Consider the following 17082-nt stretch of genomic DNA (forward strand, 5'->3'; position numbering starts at 1 on the left):
CAGAAAACTAAAACGGTACATGCCCACGGGCAGACACGCCGTCATCGGCGTGCCGTTCCTGTGGCTCTTCCTGTTCTTCATGCTGCCGTTCTTCATCGTCTTGAAGATCAGCTTCGCTGAAGCCGACGTGGCCATTCCGCCGTATACCGAGATCTTCTCCTACGTGGAGCAGAAGCTGCAGATCCTTCTCAACGTAGGCAACTACGTGATGCTCAGCGAGGACGAGCTGTATATCTCGGCCTACCTGGGCTCTCTGAAGATGGCGTTCTTCAGCACCCTGCTGTGCCTGCTGATCGGTTTCCCCATGGCCTACGGCATTGCCCGCGCCAACAAGGACACCCAGACCGTTCTGTTGCTGCTGATCATGATGCCGACCTGGACCGCCATTCTGATCCGCGTGTATGCGTGGATGGGCATCCTCAGCAACAACGGTTTGCTTAACGCCGCGCTGATGGGTATGCACCTGATCGACGAGCCGCTGCAGATCCTCAACACCAACCTGGCGGTGTATATCGGCGTGGTCTATTCCTACCTGCCGTTTATGGTGCTGCCGCTGTTCGCCAACCTGGTGAAACACGACCTGTCGTTGCTGGAAGCGGCCTCGGACCTCGGTTCGACCAACCTCAACAGCTTCTGGAAAATCACCGTGCCGCTGGCCAAGAACGGCATCATTGCCGGCTGCATGCTGGTGTTCATTCCGGTGGTCGGTGAGTTCGTGATCCCTGAGCTGTTGGGCGGTCCGGAAACCCTGATGATCGGTAAGGTGTTGTGGCAAGAGTTCTTCAACAACCGCGACTGGCCGGTGGCTTCCGCCCTGGCGGTAGTGATGTTGGCGATCCTTATCGTGCCCATCATTCTGTTCAACCGTAGCCAGGCCAAAGAACTGGAGGCCAAAGCATGAAGCGCTTCAGTTTCTCGAACGTGATGTTGGTAATGGGCTTGTTGTTTATCTACATGCCGATGGTGATTCTGGTCATCTACTCGTTCAACGCCTCCAAGCTGGTAACGGTCTGGGGTGGTTGGTCGGTGAAGTGGTATGTGGGTTTGCTGGACAACACCCAACTGATGAACTCGGTGGGTCGCTCGCTGGAAATCGCTTTCTACACGGCGATTTCCGCGGTCATCCTCGGCACCTTGGCAGCGTTCGTGCTGACCCGTATCACCCACTTCAAGGGTCGCACCTTGTTCGGTGGTCTGGTCACCGCGCCGCTGGTAATGCCGGAAGTGATCACCGGTCTGTCGTTGCTGCTGCTGTTCGTGGCCCTCACGCAGATCCCGTTCTGGCCGCAAGAGCGTGGCCTGCTGACCATCTGGATCGCCCACACCACCTTCTGCGCCTCCTACGTGGCGGTTGTGGTGTCGGCACGCTTGCGTGAGCTGGACCTGTCCATCGAAGAAGCGGCCATGGACCTCGGTGCCAAGCCGTGGAAGGTGTTTATGTTGATCACCATCCCGATGATCGCACCCTCGCTGGCGGCGGGCGGCATGATGTCCTTTGCCCTGTCGCTGGACGATCTGGTACTGGCCAGCTTCGTCTCGGGCCCGGGTTCCACCACCTTGCCGATGGAAGTGTTTTCCGCCGTGCGTCTGGGGGTGAAACCGGAGATCAACGCCGTGGCCAGCCTGATTCTGCTGGTGGTGTCGATCTTCACCTTCCTGGTCTGGTTCTTTAGCCGCAAAGCCGAGAAGCGTCGTCTGCGTGCCATCCAGCAAGCCATGGATGAAACCACCGGCGCGGCTAACGCCGCGGGTCCGGATAGTCGTCGTGATCCCTCCCAGCAGCACGCTCCGGCGTGATGGTGTGGATGTAAAAGGAGCGCCCTTCGGGGCGCTTTTTTATGGGCCGAACTTGTGGGATGGAGGGAGGCGGAAATCACAACATCAAAAGCATCGCGGCTGAAGCCGCTCCTACGGAATGTGCAAACCTGTAGGAGCGGCTTCAGCCGCGATGCTCTTGCTCTTCTTTCCCACAAAAAAGCCCCGCATCGGCGGGGCTTTTTCATTTCGGCTGGGTTACTTCGCCGGCACCAACTTCAACGTGCCTTTGGTATTGGCCGCCACTTCGCTTTCCTCGAAATGCTGCGGCACATACCCGCCTGTGACGTAGGTTTGCGCCTGGTCGGAGTAATGCGCGTCGAACGGCACACCACTCTGGCCAACCGGGTTGATACCCAGGCTGTGCGCCGGGTCGGCGAAGTCGATCAGGCGCCGGGTGGACGGGCCGTAGATCACCCCCCATGGAGCCGGACCCACCGGAGCGCTGAGGTTGTTTGGCACTTCGTGGCCGCCGGGCGCGGCGAATGGGCCGACGTTGAAGAGCTTGTCCAACGGCTTCTGCGCGCCCAGTGGATGGCCGTGGGTGAGGGTGTGCAGCTTGCCCCATTGCCAGGTTTTCGGGTCGTCACCCGCGGTGCTTTTCAGGTGCGCGAGGATCGCCTGCCAGGCCGCTTTCACGGTGTCGGCACGGGTTTCCTTGGCCGGGGTGCTGCGGTTGTCCCACCACGGCGACTCGGCATCGGCGGCCAGCAGCGGCAACGCGACGTCGAAGGAGCGAGTGGCGATCAGGTTGTTGAAGAAGGCATCGCCCAGCTCGTCGCGCAGAGCGCTGTCGGCCAGTTGATAGATCAGCTGGTTAAAGATCGACGCGCTCACCGAGTCCAGCGAATAGTCGCCTTTCCAGGTGCTCAGCTGTTCCAGCAGGGCCAGTTCCTGTGGGTCGGTTACCACGGTGCGCAGCACGGGAATCAGCGGCTTGAGCACGCGGTTGCTGTAGTCAGTGGCGGTGTCCAGTTGCAGCGCCTGGCTGTTTTCCAGGTTCCATTTCACCGACTTGTCGGCCAGGTGCGAATCGATTCGTGCGCCACGATCGGCGAGGTTGTAATAGCCCGGCACTTCCATACCGGTAGGCGATACCGGCTGGAAGTTGGCCGAGACGATATAGCCGCGTGCCGGGTTCTCTTCCTGCGGGTTGGCGCTGAAGGGGTAGAAGCCGTTCTTGTCGGCGTCGTGGGTGCTGCCGTCGAGGATAAAGGTCGGGTTCACCCCGGCCGGGCGAATTGGCAGCTGTGCGGCGGCCCACCAGCCGATATCGCCTTTGGCGTTGGCCCACACCAGGTTCAGACCTGGCGACTGAATCTTGGCCCCGGCGCTGCGCATTTTCTCCAGGGTATTAGCGCGGTTCAGCTCGTAGAAGCCTTGCAGGATCGGGTTCTCGGTTTCCAGGAATGCCCACCACATGGCGATTGGCGTTTTGCCGCCGGCAGCGCCCAGCGCGTCGTTGATGATCGGCCCGTGGGGCGACTGGCGCAGGGTCAGTTTCACCGGCGCGGCGTCTTTGACGGTGATGGTTTCTTCGCGGGTTTGCAGGTCGACCCACTGGCCGTTGGACCAGACCTGGTTGGGGTTATCCGGATTGACCTTCTCGGCGATCAGATCGATGTCGTCGTTCTGGAACATGGTCAGGCTCCAGCCGAAATCCATGTTGTGGCCGAGCGAGGCAAACGGGTTGAGCGCCTGGTGATGGCCATACAGCTCGAAGCCCGGTGCCGACAGTTGCGCCTCGTACCACACCGCCGGTACGGCGAAGCGAATATGCGGGTCACCGGCCAGCAGCGGTTTGCCACTCTGGGTGCGGCTGCCGGAGATGGTCCAGGCGTTGCTGCCTTCGAACTGCGGCAGGCCGGCATCCACCAGGGCGTCAAGGCTGATTCGGGCGATGGCGTTGAGGTCTTTCCAGTCGCTGCTGGCCAGGGCGGCCTGGCCGATGGCACCTTGCGGCTTCCAGTTGAGGTCGAAAATCTTCAGGTAATCGGCACCCAGCTCGTCACGCACATAGGTCATCACCGGCTCGGTGCGGAACGCGGCGGCAAAGCTGTAGGCCATATAGCCGGCGACGCTCAGGGTGTCTTCGGCGGTAAACGGGCGGGGCTTGATGCCCAGCAGGTCGAACTCGATGGGTTTGGGGTGGCTGTCCTGGAACTGGTTGACCCCATCCAGGTAGGCCTCCAGCGCTTTGAAGGCGGGCGACTGGTGATCGAGCTTGGGCACGAACGCATCGGCGTGTTCGCGGATGCGCAGGGTGCGGAACAGGCGGTCGGTGTCCACCAGTTTGGCGCCCAGCACCTCGGCCAGTTCACCACGGGAAAGGCGGCGCAGCATTTCCATCTGGAACAAGCGGTCCTGGGCATGCACGTAGCCCAGGGCGCGGTACATGTCGGCCTCGTTCTGCGCCTTGATATGCGGTACGCCGCGCTCGTCGTAACGCACGCTGACCGCGCCATCCAGATGGGCGAGCTGGACCTGGCCATCGCGCATCGGCTGTTTGCTGTGGATATACCAGGTGGTGCCAGCGGCTACAGCGGCTACCACCACGGCCAGGGCGGTCAGGGTGCGTTTCATCAAGGCGGTTCCTTATTGTTATGACGCGCGCGGCGCGGGTGCTGCATTTTGCGCAGCGCCTTGGCGTCGCAGCATTGACCAAACACCTGAACGATGGAAGTCTCTGGTCAATCATTTTCGATGTTACCCGCCCATGTCGACTGCCAACGCTGTACTGACCCACTCCCCGACCATGCGCCGCCTGCTGTATGAGGGCCTGATGAGCCTGGGTTGGGACCCCACCGACACCTACCGCCGGGCCTACCAGGGGGTGCCGCTGGCACCGCCGTCGGTTGCCGGCCGCGAGGAACACGACAACGCGCCGTTGTTCTGGGAAGCGCTGCAGAACCTTACCGGCGACTGCGATATCGGTCTGCACCTGGCCGAGGTGATGAAACCGCGGCCGCTGGATGTGGTGAGTTACCTGCTGCTGGCCAGCCGCGACCTACGCGAGGCGCTGCAAAGCTTTGTGCGCTACCAGCACATTCTCTCCGGTGGCTTCGCTGCCTACCTGCAAGAGCAGGGCGACAGCGTGCGCCTGGTGCTGGACCTCAACTACCGCGGCTTCGGCTCCCTGCGCCAGCAGATCGAGTGCCTGGCGCTGTTGCTGATCAAGATGCTCGGCAGCGTCACGGACGACGAGTTTCGTGTGCAGGGCGTGGATTTCCGTCACCCGGCACCGCGACGGCAGGGCGAGCACAAACGCCTGTTCGGGCTCAGTCCACGCTTTGCCCAGGCCCATGACGCCCTGGTGTTTTCCAGCAGCCTGCTGACCCGCCCTTCACGCAGCGCCAATCCACGCTTATTTGCCCTGCTCAGTCAGCAGGCCGAGCTGGAGCTGCAAGAACTGGGCGAAAACCAGTTGCTCAACCGCGTACGTTATTGGCTGCAAGGGCAGATGGGCCAGGCAACCTGCACCCTGGTGGGCTGCGCCGAGGCCTTGCACCTGAACGCCGGTGCTCTGCAGCGCGGGCTGGCGCAATACAACAGCAGCTTTCGGGTGTTGCATGAGGAAGTGCGGCGTTTGCACGCCACGCAGTTGCTGGAAGCGGGGCAACCGATTCGCGAGGTGGCGCGCGCCTGTGGCTTTGCCGAGCTGTCGCCGTTCTACCGTGCGTTTCGCCGCTGGCAGGGCATGACGCCGCAGGCCTACCAGCTTAAAGCCCAGGCGCTGGCCTCCCGCGCTTAGGCGCTGACCTGGAAGCGTTGGCTCAGGCGATTGAGGCGATCAGCCAACTGCCGCAGGCGCTGGCCATGGCTATCCAGCGCGGCGGCGTCGCCGACATTCTGCTCGGCCACCTGCTGCACGCTGTGCAGGTGCTCACTGACTTCGTTGCTGACCTCCACCTGCTGGTGGGTGGCGCTGGCGATGGATTGGTTAAGACGGGTGATGGCACCGATATCCTGCGCCACGGCGCTGAGCAGGTCGGCGGCGCTCTGGCTGTCGGCAACGCAGCGCTGCACGCTGCTCTGGCTTTCGTGCATGGCGCTGGCGGCCTGGCGGCTGCTGTGTTGCAGGCGGGCGATGATGTCCTGAATCTCGGCGGTGGATAGCGCGGTTTTCTGCGCCAGGTTGCGCACTTCATCGGCCACCACGGCAAAGCCGCGGCCTTGATCACCGGCCCGCGCCGCTTCAATGGCGGCATTGAGCGCCAGGAGGTTGGTTTGCTCGGCAATGCTGCGGATCACCTCCAGCACCTTGCCGATCTGCTCGGACTGGCTGGCCAGTGATTGCACCTCGCGGTCGGTGCCGACGATATGGTCGGCGAGTTTTTCAATTTCCTCGCGCACCAGAATGACCGAGCGGTTGCCCGCGCTGGCCTGCTGGTTGGCCATCTCGGCGGACTGCGCGGCCTGGTCGGCGTGCGCCGCCACTTCATCGATGGCCCTGCTCATTTGCTGCATGGCCTGGCTCATATAGTTGACCTCTGCCTCCTGGCGCTGCGCACCGTCCCGCAGCTTGCCGGTGGCCTGGCCCAATTGCTGGCCCATATCGGTGAGGCCCTGGGTGTCGGCGATCACCGCGCTGACCAGCTCGTCGAGCAATTCGAGAAAGTGATTGAAGCGTACGGCGGTATCGCCTTTGGCCGGGCTGCGGTAGCGCAGGTCGATGCCGTCGTCGCGCTGGGTGAGGTGCGCGGCGGTGGCCATTAGCGCCAGGTTTTCCTGGGCCTCGACATAGGTCTGCTGGGCCAGGTAGATGAGGATGGCGCTTTCCAGCACCACATAGAACGCATGGAGGAATATCCGCGGCCAGGTGCCTTGGGGAATCACCGCCACATCGATGCCCTGGCTCTGCATGGCGAAGAACGCCAAGTGGTGCACGGCAATCACCGTGGCAGCCACCACGATCGGCAGCCAGTCGCGGTAATACACCAGAAATGCCAGCAGCACGAAGATGCCGAAGTGCATTTCCAGCAGGCCATGGCTCTGGTTCACATGCAGCGCCGACATCACCATAAATGCCGCACCCATGCAGCAGCGCAGCAGGCGGCGACCGGGGATCAACTGGTGCATCACACTCATCACCGCCACCGTCAGCCCGCCCACCACCAGGGCCTGGCCCCAGGTGCCATGCCAGGCGGCGAGGCCCAGGGCGTAGAGAAACATCAGCCAGAGCACGCCCAGCATGATGCGGTCGGCCTTGCGGTAATGGGTGTCCAGAGTAAAACGCGGGCTGTTCACGATAGCCACCTCAGGCAAGCTGCCGCATCGGAATCAGTAGTGCGTGCGGCAGGCAGAATACAGTTGGGTTTAGTGAGTGTCGTACAGCTTTGCCGACCTGTCAGGGCCCAGGCTCGGCCCACTGACAGAAGCAACCTACCGCCAGGGTGTGGGTGGCATTCACCGTGCGGCCTTGGGTCAGGGCCTCGATGATCGGCTCGATAAAGCTGTTACTCGAGGTGCAGGTGGCACCTTCGCTGTAGGGGCCGAAATAGGCCAGGTTGCCATTTTTGTCCCAGATGCCGACGGCCGGGCTGGCCGGCAAGTGCTCGGCGCCAGGGAACGCGGTGAGTGGTTGCAGGGTGCTGAGGGTGTCCGGCAACTGGCCGTGGCTGCCGGGTTTTTGCACCGCATAGAAGGCCACGCCCTGCGGCCCGAAGCGCGCCACCAATTCGGCCAGGTGTTGCTGGTTGCCGACATTGCAGGGGCAGGCCGGGTCCCAGAAATGCACCACCCGGATCGGCCCTGGGCCGGCCAGGCTGGCGGGCAATTGCAGCGGGTCGCCGGAAAACAGCGCGGTGGTTTCGGCGAACGGACGGATATAACGCGCCTCGTACCACCAGAAAGCGCTGACCATGGCACCTAGCCAGACAACGGCAAGCAGGGAGGCGAGAACGGTTTTTCGAGAAGGCAGGCGCATGGCTTTTCAATCGATGGCGGGCGCATAGCTTGCCACGGACCGCTCGCCAGCAGAATATTCGCAGTCCGCGTGAACTCCACTGCGCTCGGTTTAGCTGCATGTTCACACGGCCTGCTCGCGCTCTTTATTTATCGCGCCTTTCCCCCGCCATCCGTGGACACCTTATGCCAGTAGCCTTTCAGCCCGATTCCCTGCGCGCCCAGTTGCGACCCTTGGCCGCAGCGCAGGCCGAGCCGCCAGAGGCACAGGCCTATCGGCAGTTCTATCGGCTGAATATTCCAGGTGCCGCTTGCCGGCTTGGTGTGATGGAAGTGGGTGGCTACGAGGTGGTGACCCAGCTGTGGTTGCCGCCAGCGCCCAAGGCCACGCTGGTGCTGCAGCACGGCTATTACGACCATATGGGCCTGTACGGCCATATGATTGCCTGGGCTCTGGGCATGGGCTTTGCCGTGCTGGCCTGCGATCTGCCGGGCCATGGCCTGTCCAGCGGCACCCGCGCCAGCATTGGTGAGTTCAGCGAGTACCAGGCGGTGTTCCAGAGCCTGTTGAGCGAGGCGGTCAGCCTTGATCTGCCCCAACCCTGGCACCTGTGTGGGCAGAGTACCGGCGGGGCGATCATCATCGATTTCCTGCTGCGCGACGCGCAACTGGCCAGCGGCCAACGTCCGCAGATCGGTGAAGTGCTCTTGTTGGCGCCGCTGGTGCGGCCGCGGGCCTGGGGTTGGTCCAAGTTCAGCTACCGCCTGCTCAAACCTTTTGTTACCCAGATCCCGCGGCGTTTCAGCCCCAACTCGAATGACGCCGAGTTCCTCGCCTTTATCCAGACCGACCCGCTGCAACCACTGAGTTTGCCCACTGCGTGGGTCGGCGCGTTATCGCGTTGGGTGCCGCAGATCGAGCGCGCGCCGCGCAGTGAGCGGGGCATCGTGATCGTGCAGGGCGATGCCGATATGACTGTGGACTGGCGGCATAACCTGGAGGTGCTGCGCGGCAAGTTCAGTGAAGTGAAGGTGCTGATGCTGGAAGAGGGGCGGCATCATCTGGCCAATGAGAGCGCGCAGATCCGTGCCCGCTACTTCGCCTTTCTGACCAAGCAGTTTGGCACGCTGAACTGATTACCCGTAGGAGCGGCTTTAGCCGCGATGCCTTAGATTGTTTAAAAGCATCGCGGCTAAAGCCGCTCCTACGGAATGTGCCCAGTCAGGCTCAGATGCCTGGTTCCGCGTTGGGATCAGGATTTGCCGCCGGTGCCGTCCGCTCCACCGCCAGCCCTGCACGCATCGCCGCCAGCGCTGCCTGGTAATAGGCTTTGCCGTCGGCTGATTCGGCAAACATCACAAACTCATCCAGCTCCGGGTCGGACAGGCTGCTGTAGACATACAGCAGGGTGTTATCCACATCCGCGCCAATCTGCTGCATCAACCGCTGCCGTTGGCTATCGAGCATACCTTGAGCCTGTCCGCCACCCATCAGGCCGGGGATCATCTGGCTCAGGCTGTCGGCCGCCACACCGGCCAGAGCCAGGCTCACTTCGGCACCGGCTTCCTTGGCTGGCAGGGCCTGGGCCAGGTGGCGAATCAGCAGGGCGCGGCTGTTGTCGGCCTGAATACGCGGAATGCCATTGGCGTGTTTGGCCAGCTCCTCTGGGCGCGTCGCATTCACCTCGGCGTTAACGACCTTGCGCCCCAGCGGCGATTGGAAGAACGCCAGCGCGGGTGCCGGGTTGCTCAGTTTTTCCCGCAGGGTGGCCGCGCCACGCTGGTCCATGCCTTGCGCCGCAAAGCGCTGGTTGCTGTTGGTCACCAGCGCCTGGTAGACGGCGTCCGGCAGGCTGCTTCGGTAGCGCTGCTGAGCGGCTTGCAGAGCGGCGTTGAAATGCGCGCGTTGCTGCGGCCAACCGGCGGCTTCATAGAGCTGGCTGTGCTCATCGGCGAGGCTGGATAGCGAGCAGAACAACAACACGAGGGCGAAAAGGGCGCGCATAAGGACTCCTGTCGGGCAGGCCGCTATTTTCAGCGGCATCGCCTGGGCTTGTCGAGGCGCGTGAGCGGCGCTGATAGAATCGCCGCCATGGCAAACACATGCGCAACACCACGGCTCGATTCCTCGCTGCTGACGACCCTGATCGATGACCTGGCGAATCAGGGCTGGTCGCAGCACGATCTATTTATTCCACAGGCTCTGACCCGCGAACTGGCTGCAGAGTGCCAACAACGTGCCGCCGATGGCCGCCTGGCACCGGCTGCGGTCGGCCGCGGTGCCACGGCCCAGGTCCGCCAAGGGGTGCGCGGCGACAGTATTCAGTGGCTGGAACACGGCGAAGGGGCTGCCACCGACGCCTATCTGGCCGTGATGGAGCAGCTGCGCCAGGCGCTGAATCAGGCGCTTTACCTGGGCCTGGACGACTATGAAAGCCATTTCGCGCTGTACCCGCCCGGGGCGTTTTACCAGCGCCATGTCGACCGCTTTCGCGATGATGACCGCCGCACCGTGTCGGCGGTGCTGTACCTGAATGAGGGCTGGTTGGTCGAGCAGGGTGGGGCGCTGCGGATTTATCCCGGCGAGGCAGAGCATGACCTGGCACCGCTGGGCGGGCGTCTGGTGATCTTTATGTCCGGCCAATTGCCCCATGAAGTGCTGCCAGCGACGCGCGAGCGGCTGTCGTTGACCGGGTGGTTTCGGTGCCGGGCACTGTAGTCGCGTGCTTGTTTTTCGTCGGAGCGGCTTCAGCCGCGATGCCTTCGATTGTTTAAAAGCATCGCGGCTAAAGCCGCTCCTACAGGGCGTTGCGGGCCTAGTGCCCCCACACCTTCAGCGTGCCATGCAGATCGGTGATATCGCGCACCTCAAGGCTGCCCAGACGGCTTTCCCCCACATACATGTCGCTGGCCACCCGCAGACGAATGCGCTGGGCCGGCAGGCCGCTGGCAATCAGCTGTTCATTTATGGTGGTGAGGTCGGGCAGGGTAAATTGCAGACGTTGCTGGCCATCGGTGCCGGTGACCACATCGACCATCAGGGTCGGCTGGTTGACGCCGAAAATCGGCAGCACCAGGCCCAGTTGCGCCGGCCCGAGGGCAAAGCTGCCGCCCGCGCCATTCGGGCAGTCGCTCGGATTGACGCAGCCATTGTCGATTTTCAGGTTGCGCAGCGAGACGTTGCCGGTGGTGTCGCTGAAGCGGATCTGATTGATGCGGGCCTGCAGGTCGAGGCGAATGCTGATCCCGGCCTGGCCTGCCACTTCGCTGAGGGCGGGGTTGTCCAGGGCCTGCAGGTCGGCCAGGCAGGGAGTGCTGATCAGTAGGGCGAGGGCGGCGATTGTTTTTATCATGGGGACGCTTCCTGTGCGGGTGCCGGCAGTCTGGCCAGGGCGCTGGCGTTGGGCCAGCGCCCAGCAGCGCTTCCCGTCGAAGGGTTGGCCGGAAAACCGCTTGATACCGAGCTTTTGCAGGTTATTGGCGGCCAAGCCTCACCTTCGATAGGGGGCGGATTTCAGCGGTGTTACCGGCGGTGACCTGGTGGCACCAGATTAGGAGTGTGGTGATGGAAAAGATTCTGGTCAGCCGCTGCCTGTTGGGGCATCGGGTGCGCTATGACGGCGGTGCCCATGGGCCCTTCGACCAATTGGCGCTCTGGCAGGCCGAGGGCCGAGTGGTGGCGCTGTGTCCGGAAGTGGCGGGCGGCCTGTCGACGCCGCGTCCGCCAGCGGAAATTGCCGGCGGTCAGGGCGCGCAGGTACTCGACGGTCAGGCGCGGGTGCTGACCGAAGCGGGCGAGGATGTCAGCGCGCCGTTTCTCGATGGTGCCGACCAGGCCCTGGCGCTGGTGCAACAACACGGCATTCGCCTGGCGGTGCTGAAATCCCGCAGCCCCTCCTGCGGCAACCGGGAAACCTATGACGGCAGCTTTGCCGGGCAGAAGGTCGCCGGCGAAGGCGTGACCGCCGCGCTGCTGCGCCGCGCGGGCGTGCAGGTGTTCAACGAAGACCAGCTGGCCGCTGCGCTTGAAGCCTTGCAGGCTCTGGATTGCAGCTGAATCCGCCGGGGCGATAAGCCTGAACCCTCCTACACTCTGGTGGTCACTAAATGAGCAGCTCGGACAACGGGCGGTTTCTTATAAGGATCCAGGAGGGTTCGACCATGAACACCCACTTTGCAGCGTTGTTAGCCTTGACGCTTGGCCTTGGCGCCACCGCCCAGGCTGCCACCACGCCAGAGCCTGCGGTGCCGATTGAAGTGACGCAGACGGCGCAGCTGTACTTTCTCGAGCCAATGAACGGCGCCACCGTCGACCGGCCCTTCGCGATCAAGTTTGGCGTGCGCACGGTGACCGTTTCCCCAGGCATGTCGCCGCCGGTGACCGCGCCCACCGACAACGAGATTCACCTGCTCATCGATGCACCGCCGGTGTCAGCCAATATGCCAGTGCTGCGCAGTGATCAGATCCGCTTGCTGACCACTGACCAGCAAGAGAAATTCATCCTCCCCAGCGGCCCGCACCGCCTGCAGCTGGTGCAGACCGACAAGAACGGCGTACTGGCACCGCTGCCGGTGGTTTCGCCGGTGATCAATATCATTGTGAAATGATCGACCAGCCGCTCCTACAGGGCGAGTTCATGACTTTCGTAAATCCATAAAAAAGGGAGGCCGAAGCCTCCCTTTTTTATATCTACAGATCGCGCTTAGAACAGTACGCGGCTACGGATGGTACCGGTGACGTGCTGGAGTTTCTCCAGAGCCAGATCGGAGTACTCCGCATCAACGTCGATCACCACATAACCCACCTTGGCGTTGGTCTGCAGGAACTGACCGGAGATGTTGATGCCGTTGTCGGCGAACACCTTGTTGATTTCGCTCATCACGCCCGGAACGTTCTCGTGGATGTGCAGTAGACGGTGCTTGCCCGGGTGCGCCGGCAGGGCGACTTCGGGGAAGTTGACCGAAGACACCGAGGTACCGTTGTCGCTGTACTTCACCAGCTTTTCCGCCACTTCCAGACCGATATTGGCCTGGGCTTCGGCGGTGGAACCCCCGATGTGCGGGGTGAGGATCACGCGGTCCAGGCCACGCAGCGGGCTTTCGAACTCTTCGTCGTTGGACTTGGGCTCGACCGGGAACACGTCAATGGCGGCACCAATCAGGTGCTCGTCCTTGATCGCGTTGGCCAGGTGCTCCAGCTCGACCACGGTGCCGCGTGCGGCGTTGATCAGAATGCCGCCCTTTTTCATCGCGCGGATTTCTTTCTCGCCGATCATCCACTGGGTGGACGGCAGCTCAGGTACGTGCAGCGAGACGATATCGGCCATGCCCAGCAGGTCGTGCAGCTTGGCGACCTGAGTGGCGTTACCCAGCGGTAGCTTGGTCACGGTGTCATAGAAGAACACCTGCATGCCCAAGGCTTCAGCCAGTACCGAGAGTTGGGTACCGATCGAGCCGTAGCCGACGATGCCCAGCTTCTTGCCGCGAATTTCGAAGGAGTTGGCCGCCGACTTGATCCAGCCACCGCGGTGGCAGGAGGCGTTCTTCTCGGGGATGCCGCGCAGCAGCAGAATCGCCTGGGCCAGCACCAGCTCGGCTACCGAACGGGTGTTGGAGTACGGCGCGTTGAACACGGCGATACCGCGCTCGCGGGCCGCATCCAGGTCAACCTGGTTGGTGCCGATGCAGAAGCAGCCAACGGCGATCAGCTTTTTGGCGCAGTCGAAGACTTGGTCGGTGACCTGGGTGCGCGAACGGATGCCGAGGAAGTGCACGTCGGCGATCTTTTCTTTCAGCTCCGCGTCCGACAGGGCGCCTTTGAGGTACTCGATGTTGCTGTAGCCGGCCGCTTTCAGCGTGTCGACAGCGTTCTGGTGCACACCTTCGAGAAGAAGGAACTTGATCTTGCTCTTGTCGAGAGAGGTCTTGCTCATCTGAGTACCTGTTTGTCCCGGTAGAAAAGTCAGGCAAAGCCAGCGTGGCGGGCGGCCCATATCGGCGTCTCGCCGCTGCCGCAAACCGAGCACAGAGCACGATTCGCGGGGGGCGTATGCTAGCATGTCTTCCTTTTTACTTGCTCGGTTGCGACCTGAAAGGTTCTCAGGGCGACCATGAATTGCGTGAGAGTTCTGTAGATGACCGACGTTGCCCTGATTGAACAACTCAAGACCCTGGTCGAGCCTGGCAAGGTACTGACCGACGCCGATTCGCTGAATGCCTACGGCAAGGACTGGACCAAGCATTTCGCCCCGGCACCGCTGGCCATCGCCTTTCCCAAGACCATCGAGCAAGTGCAGGCCATTGTCCGCTGGGCCAATGAACATAAGGTGGCGTTGGTGCCGTCCGGCGGTCGCACCGGTCTTTCTGCTGCTGCGGTGGCCGCCAATGGCGAAGTGGTGGTGGCCTTCGACTATATGAACCAAGTGCTCAGCTTCAACGAATTCGACCGCACTGCCGTTTGTCAGCCAGGCGTGGTCACTAAGCAACTGCAGCTGTTCGCCGAAGAAAAGGGCCTGTACTACCCGGTGGACTTCGCCTCGGCCGGTTCCAGCCAGATTGGCGGCAATATCGGCACCAATGCCGGCGGGATCAAGGTTATTCGCTACGGCATGACCCGTAACTGGGTCGCCGGTCTGAAAGTGGTCACTGGCAAGGGTGAGCTGCTGGAACTGAACAAGGACCTGATCAAGAACGCCACCGGCTACGACCTGCGTCAGCTGTTTATCGGCGCTGAAGGCACCCTGGGCTTTGTCGTCGAAGCCACCATGCGTCTGGACCGCGCGCCACAGAACCTCACCGCGATGGTCCTCGGCGCTGCCGATTTCGACTCGATCATGCCGGTGCTGCACGCCTTCCAGAACAAACTCGACCTCACCGCCTTCGAATTCTTCTCCGACAAGGCCCTGGCCAAGATCATGGGTCGTGGCGATGTTCCGGCACCGTTCGAAACCGAATGCCCGTTCTATGCCTTGCTGGAATTCGAAGCCACCACCGAGGAAGTGGCCGAGGCGGCGCTGGCCACGTTCGAACACTGCGTGGAGCAGGGCTGGGTGCTCGATGGAGTGATGAGTCAGAGCGAACAGCAGCTGCAGAACCTGTGGAAACTGCGCGAGTACATTTCCGAAACCATCTCGCACTGGACCCCGTACAAAAACGATATCTCGGTCACTGTGGCCAATGTGCCGGCGTTCCTGCATGACATCGACGCGATCGTTGGCGAGCACTACCCGGACTTCGAGATTGTCTGGTTCGGCCATATCGGCGACGGCAACCTGCACCTGAATATCCTCAAGCCGGACAACCTGAGCAAAGACGAGTTCTTCGCCAAGTGCGCCACGGTGAACAAGTGGGTGTTCGAGATCGTGCAGAAGTACAACGGCTCGATCTCCGCCGAACACGGCGTGGGCATGACCAAGCGCGATTACCTGACCTACAGCCGCTCGGAAGCCGAGATCGCCTATATGAAAGCCATCAAGGCCGTATTCGACCCGAATGGCATCATGAACCCCGGCAAGATTTTTCCCCTGTAATTCGGTCGTTTTCAGGTCCGGCCTTCACTCGATTCAGGAGTCATTCATGAGCTATCAACACCGTTATCTGGATGGCACCCACATCCATTTCCCGATCGGCAAAGTGGTGTGCGTGGGCCGTAACTACGCCGAGCACGCCAAAGAGCTGAACAACCCGGTGCCCACCGAGCCGCTGCTGTTTATCAAGCCCGGCAGCTGTGTGGTGGAAGCCGAGGGCGGTTTCAGTATTCCTACCGACCGTGGCGGCGTGCATTACGAAGCGGAAATTGCCGTGCTGATCGGCAAACCGCTGTCGCGCAAACCCAATGCAGAAGAAGTGCTCGACGCCATCTCCGGTTTCGCCCCGGCCCTGGATCTGACCCTGCGCGATGTGCAGGCCACGCTCAAGGAAAAGGGTTACCCCTGGGAAATCGCCAAGTCGTTCGACGGTGCCTGCGTGCTGGCACCCTTTGTCAGCAGCGATGCAATCAGCGACCTGACCGACATCGGCATCCGCCTGAGCATCAACGGCGAAGTCCGCCAGGACGGCAACAGCGCCGCCATGCTCAACCCGATCGTGCCGATCATTGCCCACATGGCCGGGCACTTCAGCCTGCAGCCGGGTGACGTGATTCTCACCGGCACTCCGGCGGGTGTTGGCCCATTGAACCAAGGCGATGAACTGCTGCTCGAACTGGTCGGCCATTCGAGCGTTGGCACCCGGGTTTTGTAAGTCCCGTTTCATTGCTACAAAAGTGGTAACTCCTGGCGGGTGTCCTAACCGCGAACGGCTGTTGTACAGTTCGGCACCACCCGCGTCTTTCGGCGCGGGTTCACGGTTGATCAAGGACGATCGGACCGGAATCTTCTGCACCGTGGCTAGTGTGCTGCGGCAGTAACAGAGACCGCCTCATGCCCAACCGTTCCTTTTCCTTGCGCCGCCGTTGGCCTTGGCTGCTGCTCGCATTCGTCGTGCTTATCGTTGCGGTGCTGACCTACACCCAGCACTGGCTGGGCCAGATCAAATACTGGGCCGACGAAGACAACTTCGACCAGGCCGAGCGCGACGCCAGCATCTGGCTGCCGGGCTACCGCCCGGTGATTCAGGCCAAGCCGCTGAAAGACCTCGAGGACGATGAAACCTCGGACCTCACCTATAACCCCGAAAGCAAAACCCTGTTCACCGTCACCGGCAAGGAACCCCTGCTGGTGGAATTGAGCCTGGACGGCGAAGTGCTGCGGCGCATTGCCCTGATCGGCTTTTCCAACCCGGAAGGGGTGGCGATGCTCAGCAACGGCAATATGGCCATTACCGATGAGCGTCGGCGCACCCTGTCGATCTTCAAGCTCGGCCCGGTGGCGTTGGAGCTGCGCGCCATCGATACCCGCGAGTTCGACCTGGGCTATGCCGACTCCGGCAACAAAGGTTTTGAAGGCATCGCCTGGGACCCGGCGCAGCATCGCCTGCTGCTGGGCAAAGAGCGCTCGCCGACCGCCCTGTTCAGCTGGAGCAGCGACGGCACTGCCGGCTTGGAAGGCAAGATGGAGCCATTGCCCAGTGATGAGCTGTATATGCGCAATATCTCCGCCCTGAGCGTTGACCCGCGTACCGGACACTCGCTGGTGCTGTCGGCGCAATCCAAGCTGCTGCTGGAGATGGACGAGCACGGTCAGCCGGTCAGCTTTATCAGCCTTTATGGCGGTATGAATGGCCTGCACAAAAGCATTCCGCGCGCTGAAGGGGTGGCCATCGACGAACAGGGCACCATCTATATGGTCAGCGAGCCGAATCTGTTTTACGTGTTTCGCAAAGACAAAAACGCCGATCCGTCGTGATGGCGATCTGCGTAATCCT

16 protein-coding genes are annotated in these 17082 nt (G+C 62.0%); 10 read left to right on the forward strand and 6 right to left on the reverse strand.

What is annotated here, in order from left to right; translation table 11 throughout:
- Positions 1-19 precede the first annotated feature (19 nt).
- Both ACVW0Y_RS12830 and ACVW0Y_RS12835 read left to right on the forward strand, forming a co-directional pair.
- Positions 20-901 (forward strand): ABC transporter permease subunit, encoded by an 882-nt coding sequence (locus tag ACVW0Y_RS12830; protein WP_457438718.1) that lies wholly within the window; start codon positions 20-22, stop codon positions 899-901.
- Complete coding sequence (locus tag ACVW0Y_RS12835; protein WP_457438719.1) at positions 898-1797, forward strand: ABC transporter permease subunit; 900 nt, start codon at positions 898-900, stop codon at positions 1795-1797. The genes ACVW0Y_RS12830 and ACVW0Y_RS12835 overlap by 4 nt, the downstream gene beginning before the upstream one ends.
- A 216-nt stretch (positions 1798-2013) precedes the next feature.
- On the opposite strand, the gene ACVW0Y_RS12840 is transcribed toward ACVW0Y_RS12835, so the two are convergent.
- Positions 2014-4398 carry a penicillin acylase family protein gene (locus ACVW0Y_RS12840; protein WP_457438720.1) on the reverse strand — a complete coding sequence of 795 codons (2385 nt, stop codon included), beginning with the start codon at positions 4396-4398 and terminating at the stop codon, positions 2014-2016.
- 133 nt (positions 4399-4531) lie between these two features.
- Between ACVW0Y_RS12840 and ACVW0Y_RS12845 the strand changes: the two genes are divergently transcribed.
- Positions 4532-5566, forward strand: a complete 1035-nt coding sequence (locus ACVW0Y_RS12845; protein ID WP_457438721.1) for an AraC family transcriptional regulator — start codon at positions 4532-4534, stop codon at positions 5564-5566.
- On the opposite strand, the gene ACVW0Y_RS12850 is transcribed toward ACVW0Y_RS12845, so the two are convergent.
- Positions 5563-7062, reverse strand: coding sequence for a methyl-accepting chemotaxis protein (locus tag ACVW0Y_RS12850; protein WP_457438722.1), 1500 nt, complete (start codon positions 7060-7062; stop codon positions 5563-5565). The genes ACVW0Y_RS12845 and ACVW0Y_RS12850 overlap by 4 nt on opposite strands.
- A gap of 100 nt (positions 7063-7162) precedes the next feature.
- A complete protein-coding gene (locus tag ACVW0Y_RS12855; protein ID WP_457438723.1) occupies positions 7163-7741 on the reverse strand; it encodes a DUF6436 domain-containing protein in 579 nt (192 codons plus the stop codon).
- A 164-nt stretch (positions 7742-7905) separates the two neighbouring features.
- Here ACVW0Y_RS12855 and bipL point away from each other — a divergent pair, with 164 nt between their 5' ends.
- Positions 7906-8856 (forward strand): phospholipase BipL, encoded by a 951-nt coding sequence (bipL, locus tag ACVW0Y_RS12860; protein ID WP_457438724.1) that lies wholly within the window; start codon positions 7906-7908, stop codon positions 8854-8856.
- A 91-nt stretch (positions 8857-8947) separates the two neighbouring features.
- On the opposite strand, the gene ACVW0Y_RS12865 is transcribed toward bipL, so the two are convergent.
- On the reverse strand, positions 8948-9724 hold the full coding sequence (locus tag ACVW0Y_RS12865) for a hypothetical protein (RefSeq protein WP_457438725.1): 777 nt from the start codon (positions 9722-9724) through the stop codon (positions 8948-8950).
- 87 nt (positions 9725-9811) lie between these two features.
- Between ACVW0Y_RS12865 and ACVW0Y_RS12870 the strand changes: the two genes are divergently transcribed.
- The gene (locus tag ACVW0Y_RS12870) at positions 9812-10438 is read left to right on the forward strand and encodes a 2OG-Fe(II) oxygenase (protein WP_457438726.1); all 627 of its coding nucleotides are present in this window, start codon (positions 9812-9814) and stop codon (positions 10436-10438) included.
- Between the two features lie 97 nt (positions 10439-10535).
- Here the strand turns inward: ACVW0Y_RS12870 and ACVW0Y_RS12875 are convergent, their stop codons facing one another.
- Positions 10536-11072, reverse strand: coding sequence for a DUF6160 family protein (locus ACVW0Y_RS12875; RefSeq protein ID WP_457438727.1), 537 nt, complete (start codon positions 11070-11072; stop codon positions 10536-10538).
- 212 nt (positions 11073-11284) lie between these two features.
- On the opposite strand from ACVW0Y_RS12875, the gene ACVW0Y_RS12880 reads away from it, so the two are divergent.
- Positions 11285-11776, forward strand: coding sequence for a DUF523 domain-containing protein (locus ACVW0Y_RS12880; RefSeq protein WP_457438728.1), 492 nt, complete (start codon positions 11285-11287; stop codon positions 11774-11776).
- Positions 11777-11880: 104 nt separating this feature from the next.
- On the forward strand, positions 11881-12327 hold the full coding sequence (locus ACVW0Y_RS12885) for a DUF4399 domain-containing protein (protein WP_457438729.1): 447 nt from the start codon (positions 11881-11883) through the stop codon (positions 12325-12327).
- 95 nt (positions 12328-12422) lie between these two features.
- On the opposite strand, the gene serA is transcribed toward ACVW0Y_RS12885, so the two are convergent.
- Positions 12423-13652, reverse strand: a complete 1230-nt coding sequence (gene serA / locus ACVW0Y_RS12890) for a phosphoglycerate dehydrogenase (protein WP_457438730.1) — start codon at positions 13650-13652, stop codon at positions 12423-12425.
- Positions 13653-13853: 201 nt separating this feature from the next.
- On the opposite strand from serA, the gene ACVW0Y_RS12895 reads away from it, so the two are divergent.
- From ACVW0Y_RS12895 to ACVW0Y_RS12905, 3 genes are all read left to right on the forward strand, one after another.
- The gene (locus ACVW0Y_RS12895) at positions 13854-15248 is read left to right on the forward strand and encodes an FAD-binding oxidoreductase (RefSeq protein WP_457438731.1); all 1395 of its coding nucleotides are present in this window, start codon (positions 13854-13856) and stop codon (positions 15246-15248) included.
- A 46-nt stretch (positions 15249-15294) separates the two neighbouring features.
- A complete protein-coding gene (locus tag ACVW0Y_RS12900) occupies positions 15295-15960 on the forward strand; it encodes a fumarylacetoacetate hydrolase family protein (RefSeq protein ID WP_457438732.1) in 666 nt (221 codons plus the stop codon).
- Positions 15961-16139: 179 nt separating this feature from the next.
- Positions 16140-17063, forward strand: a complete 924-nt coding sequence (locus ACVW0Y_RS12905) for an SdiA-regulated domain-containing protein (protein WP_457438733.1) — start codon at positions 16140-16142, stop codon at positions 17061-17063.
- Positions 17064-17082: the final 19 nt, after the last annotated feature.

Source organism: Pseudomonas sp. TE3786 (assembly GCF_054057335.1).